The sequence below is a fragment of the Pantoea septica genome, from assembly GCF_002095575.1.
GTDB classification, from domain to species: Bacteria; Pseudomonadota; Gammaproteobacteria; order Enterobacterales; family Enterobacteriaceae; genus Pantoea; species Pantoea septica.
In genome coordinates this window covers 1-5,400 of record NZ_MLJJ01000069.1, presented here as the reverse complement: position 1 = coordinate 5,400, position 5,400 = coordinate 1, and the positions used below count along the sequence as shown (strand labels likewise).

Below are 5,400 nucleotides of genomic sequence, written 5' to 3'. Positions count from 1 at the left end.
ATCGCATTACGAATAATAGTGAGCGGCCGGTTGCTGCCAACCCGAACCACCAGCGGCATCATATGCTTTTCCAGAAAGGTCGTTGAGGCGTTCATCGTATTTCCTGTTCTTATCGTGTAGAGGTGAGCAGATTGTATTAATTACGCACGACAAACGGCTTACAAAGTTTTGCCGCAGCAGCAGCGGCATTTGTTGCAGGTTAATCAGCGCTGCGCCAGAAGTGACATCAGGGTGTCAAAGGTGGGATTTTTAGCGAGCGCGGCGCGCTTGCTGTCGTTATCCATGAAAGAGATAAGGCTTTCATATAGATTCTGAAGTGACGCCTGCTCACCTTTGCGGATATTGAGCAAAAAAATGTAGCCCACCTCGTAATTATCCCAGCTGATGGGTTTTTCCAGCAGGGCTACCGCCACAAACGTTTTATCCCCGCAGGGATGCAGCGGATGCGGAAAGGCGATGCCTTGACCAAAGGCGGTAGCTGACAATTCTTCCCGTGCAATCACCCAGTGCAGAAAATTGTCGTCGACGTCGCCGTGCTGGGTGATACGCTGGCACAGCGCCCTCAGCAGCGCGTAGCGATCCGTAGACTTTAGATCGGTATAGAAAAGCGAGGGCTGGAACCAGCGGCTGATGTCATCTTCTGCTGGCGGTCTGGCGCTTTTCAGCCAATGCTCCATACGGCTTAGGTCTCCGGCATCGAAGAAATAGTTAACCTTCAGCACTGGCACCGGCGTGTTAAACGGCACATCGACGGTAGCGAGAATAATGTCATACGCCGCCAGATCAGCGTTGGGCAATTCATACAGCTGGCACACTTTCAGGTGGTTGATAGCGGACGCGAAGCGCTGACGCAGGCGATGCAGCAGCAGTTGGGAACTGCCCATGCCGCTGGCGCAAACCAGCAGCACGTTGTAGCGCCGTTCACAGCATCCGCAGCGCTCCATGGACAGCGCGAAGTGAATCGCCAGGTAGCCAATTTCCGCATCATTGACCTTTAGCCCTGTTTCCTGATAGATAACGTTTCCCGCCAACACCGCCACTTCAAAGGCTTTGACATTTTCCTGCTTTATCTCCTCCAGCAAGGGATTGTGTATTTTCAGATTCCAACTCAGGCGATCCATCATGGGGATAAGATGCAACGACAGCAGATGAAAAAGCTCAAAATCTCCCGACAGATCGAGGGCGAAATTGTCGAAAATTTTGCGATGAATAAGATCGAACAGGCGGATAATATCTGGCGTGACGACGTCGCGGCTCTCCTTATGAAACGCGCGCTTGCCCGCCAGATGGATAGCGACAAAGTAGCGCTCAACATCGGGAAAAGTGATGGCGAACGCGCGTTCAATGCGCGACACCAGCAGTAAAGCCAGTCGATATTCGTCACGCTGCTCTAGCGTACTATAACCTTCCGGAAGCGAGGTCTCTTCCTGGGAACAATCGATGCGTATAAGGGCTATTTCCAGATGCACCACCAGATTCTGAAAGCCGATTTCGGTCAAGGTGAGCTGCCCCTCCTCAAGCACAGCGGCCAAAATCGCCGAAATTTTTTGCCGCGTCTGAAGCCGGGTATTCTCCTGCTGCAGAGCCTGATTACTGTCATAAAAACAATATCTTGCCGTTGCCTGACGAATAGCTAATTCACTGCCCTGTATCCGAACCCCGCAGGCCATTTTTGCCTGCAATTGCAAATCGAAGGCGGCGAACGCTTTACGTACATCTTTCATACAGCTATTCAGCGTAGAGCGGCTGATATATATCGCCTCAGCGAGTTCATCGAGCTTAATATAAGTTTTGGATGCGAGCAGAGCGCGGATAATATAATTGACGCGATCGGCATAATATAACGGCGCCGTGGCGCGCTGCTGCTGCGCTTTACGCGTTATATCAAGAATCAGCTTCTGAAATTTATCCTGATCCAGAATCTGTAGCTTATAACCCTCGCCAGGGCGCGCGTCGATACGCACACCTTTTTCCAGTAATATCGCTTTATAAGCAACGAGATCGCTACGCAACGTGCGCGGTTTTATCGCCAGATGGTTACAGATTTCCCACCCCGTTAACGGTTTGTCAGCCGCGTTCAGAATCTTCAGAAGTTGCACTATCCGGTAGTGATAATGTTGCGCCATCAGTAACTTTTACCGCTCTCTGCCATTATGATAACCCGGTGCCATAGGAAAATTTATCGCGCTTACTCACAAACAGAACCTTTTGAAGCCGTCCTGCCCCACAGGGATAGTGTCCGCAGGGCTACAGCTGTTGTGGGACCTGACCACTCTACAGGCTGTGTCTCTTAACCACCTGAGCCAGAGTAACTGTCAGTTTCCACAACATATTGAACTATGGCTTGCTATGACCTTCCCGATGTAGCATGGCCCCAAATCCAGCTTCTACTGCCTGCGGAACCAATCTCACCACGCGTCAGGCGGGATCAGCAGCCCTATCGACGACATCCTGTTCCCCATTAAGCACGGGATGCTGTTCAATCCCGGCTTTGGCGTGCTGCCGCCGGTGGTGTTCCACCGCACTGACAAAATCGATGAACAACACTTCGCCGCGCTGCGCGAGAAACTGGCTCGGCGGCTGGATACACTCTCTGAAACGCCGCCAACTCCCTTTCGTCGTCAGAATCACGGCGACTATCTGATCTCCTTTCTGAACCTGCGTCCGGAGCTGGCGCCAGAAGAACACAGCCTCGCTATCCACATTAAGCCTGCGTGAATCTGTGTGTGATATTCGCTGCGCTACGAATATCCACACAATTCATAAGGCGAACTGTGAGCCTCTACTCAATAACAGCATCTCGTCCCGCTACGCCGCTTCGCATATTGATAGCGATCAAGAATAAACATGCAGTCTGGTCAGTATGATTCGGGCCATGAATATGAAAGCCCAACATCGTCCAAAAGATCTCGTCCGTCTGCATAAGCAGCTGCTGGAATCCGCGGTCTCCTTCGCCAGCCGGGACGGCATCGCCTCGCTGTCGGTGAACGCCGTCGCGAGCGAAGCGGGCGTCAGTAAAGGCGGTTTACTGCACCATTTCCCCAACAAGCAGGCGCTAATTTTCACCCTCTTTGCCCGCCTACTGGCGATTATGGAGGAGGCGATTTTAGACTTATGGCTGCGGATAACATCTCTTGTGGTCGTTTTACCCGCGCCTGTCTGCGCCATCTGTCGGTGCCGTAACTCACGGATGCCCGGGAGAGCCATCAGCAGATGGTGCTGTCGCAGGCTATGCCGGATGAACCGGGACTGCGATAATGCTGTCGCGACTGGATGTTCGACCAACTGGCGCAAGGCGATGAGATAAACTGGACAATAGCTATACCGGCACGCTGGTGCGCTATGCTTCGGACGGCATCTGGCTATCGGAGTTAACCGAGGGGCGCACCATGAGCCCCGGGCACCGGCAGTCTCTGGTGAGCGATCTGACGAAGATGAGGCTTCCTGCGTGAAGCATGTTGAGGCCGCGATGCGCTATAACATCCATGGCCGTCTGATTTATGATGCAATGGACGGCACGCTAACGTTACCGGGAAGCGATGAGGCGGACAGCCAACTGTCAATCACCGCTAACGCGCTGCTGTGGTTTTTCCTGTGTCACCCCGAGGTGGTCAGCCGTGATGAGGTGCTTAAAAAAGTCTGGGATGACAATGGATTAATATCATCCAACAGCAATCTCAATCAATATCTGAGCATGCTGCGCAAAACCTTTCGCCACTACAATATCGACAACATTATCGTCACTGTCTCGCGCGGACTGCTACAGCTCAATCCCGATCTCACTATCCATCTGCTCGACGCCAGCCCGGAGCCGCTGTTAACGGCGGAGGTTGAGCAAGACGAAACCGCCGCCTCGGAAGCACTGAAGGTCGTCCCCAGCCGCCACGCGCGCGGCACCTGCTGGTATCTCGCCGGCGGCTGCCTACTCACCATTGCCCTGCTGCTGGTGGTATGCAGCTTTCTCGGCGGCAACACCTTGTACTCCATTACCCTCACGAAAATGCGCCACAGCCAGTGCGAGCTGCTGGCCAGCGATGAGATGCTGCGATCTGTTGCCGGAACCGCTTATGGCAAAAATTTTGATGCGGTGCGCCAGCGCCTGAAGCTGGAATGCAAGCCCGGCAAACGCTTCGTCTTCTTCTATGGCGACCGGCTGGAAACCAACGGCCTGGGCCGGGTATTCCTCGCCCACTGCGCGATGCATGAAGATAACCCGTTCAGCTACTGCGATAACTATTTTTATTATTCATGGAAGCCGCAATGAGAATCGCTCCACGCCCCTTTTTGGTTCTCTCCAGCCTGGGGTTTGTTGCCGCCGCCGGGTTCTGCGCCTGGAAGCTGCTGCAGGTCAAAAACGGCGGGGTGATGAGCTGCTCGTCCAAAGCGATTATGCGCTTTGAGAATATGGAGAAAGAGAACGTTAACGGCAATATCCATTTCAACTTTGCCGCCAACGGAAAAGGGGCGATGGTCGTCGAAGGCTACACCGATTCCGCCGCCGGCTGGCTTTATCTCCAGCGCTACGTCAAATTTAGCTACACCAGCAAGCGCATCTCCACCACCGAGCGCCACTATCGCATCAGCAAGTGGGAATCCAGCGCCTCGTCCATCGATGAGTCGCCGGACGTGATCTTCGACTACTTTATGCGCGAGATGTCCGACAGCCACGATGGCCTGTTCCTGAACGCACAGAAGCTCAATGAGAGAGCCATCCTTCTCAGCTCTATCAATTCACCGCTCTACGTCTGCACGCTGAAGTCCGGCAGTAAATTTGACTAAGCTCACACCCGCTTTTCCTTCATCGCTTTCCCGTTAGTAAAACCGCATGTTTTGTATTTAGCCAGCCGAATAAAACACGATCTTCCTCATACTTAACATAGGAATAAATTACTCCCAATCTGCAATAAATTATCAATTTTTTAACATCAATTCGCTGTGGACTAAATGGCGAAAAAACGCCGCAACCGCCCCGCGATACGCCTCTCAATAACAGCATAAATGCATAAATAATAGCTTTATAAAACCCAAACTGCAGAACTAAAGGTCTAAAAATACCCAATCGGTAGATTTAAATTTCATTTCATTCGCCATTTCCTATAGTGAACCCCGAGCGCCGCATCCGCGTCCTGACGCCGTTACGCGGACGGTTTTCCGAATCACAAAACCTGTTCTGGAGGAGAAACCATGGGTGATGCATTAGGGCTTATCGAAACCAAAGGTCTGCTGGCCTGCATTGAAGCCGCAGATGCGATGTGCAAAGCCGCCAACGTCGAGCTGATTAGCTATGAAAACATCGGCTCGGGGCTGGTGACCGTCATGGTGAAGGGCGACGTCGGCGCGGTGAAAGCGGCGGTGGATTCCGGCGTCGAATCCGCGCAGCGCATCGGTGAAGTGGTGACC

Annotated in this window: 4 protein-coding genes and 2 pseudogenes; 5 read left to right on the top strand and 1 reads right to left on the bottom strand. The window is 52.8% G+C overall.

Going from position 1 to position 5,400, the window contains the following annotated elements:
* Nucleotides 1–203: 203 nt before the first annotated feature.
* Complete coding sequence (locus HA46_RS20390) at nt 204–2,126, bottom strand: BglG family transcription antiterminator (protein WP_084886522.1); 1,923 nt, start codon at nt 2,124–2,126, stop codon at nt 204–206.
* Nucleotides 2,127–2,409: 283 nt separating this feature from the next.
* On the opposite strand from HA46_RS20390, the pseudogene HA46_RS20385 reads away from it, so the two are divergent.
* From HA46_RS20385 to HA46_RS20365, 5 genes and pseudogenes are all read left to right on the top strand, one after another.
* Nucleotides 2,410–2,718 (top strand): annotated as a pseudogene (locus tag HA46_RS20385) (NAD(P)H-dependent oxidoreductase); the annotation flags it as partial.
* Nucleotides 2,719–2,863: 145 nt separating this feature from the next.
* A pseudogene (locus HA46_RS20380) lies at nt 2,864–3,452 on the top strand (TetR/AcrR family transcriptional regulator).
* A gap of 17 nt (nt 3,453–3,469) precedes the next feature.
* Complete coding sequence (locus tag HA46_RS20375) at nt 3,470–4,264, top strand: winged helix-turn-helix domain-containing protein (RefSeq protein ID WP_084886526.1); 795 nt, start codon at nt 3,470–3,472, stop codon at nt 4,262–4,264.
* On the top strand, nt 4,261–4,779 hold the full coding sequence (locus HA46_RS20370) for a FidL-like protein (RefSeq protein WP_084886519.1): 519 nt from the start codon (nt 4,261–4,263) through the stop codon (nt 4,777–4,779). Before HA46_RS20375 ends, HA46_RS20370 begins: the two co-directional genes overlap by 4 nt.
* A gap of 405 nt (nt 4,780–5,184) precedes the next feature.
* A partial coding sequence (locus tag HA46_RS20365) for a BMC domain-containing protein (protein ID WP_084886516.1) occupies nt 5,185–5,400 on the top strand: 216 nt, incomplete at its 3' end.

Coding starts and splice junctions, on each gene's coding strand:
- HA46_RS20390 (WP_084886522.1), bottom strand. CDS start 2,126: ATGGCGCAACATTATCACTACCGGATAGTGCAACTTCTGAAGATTCTG.
- HA46_RS20375 (WP_084886526.1), top strand. CDS start 3,470: ATGCGCTATAACATCCATGGCCGTCTGATTTATGATGCAATGGACGGC.
- HA46_RS20370 (WP_084886519.1), top strand. CDS start 4,261: ATGAGAATCGCTCCACGCCCCTTTTTGGTTCTCTCCAGCCTGGGGTTT.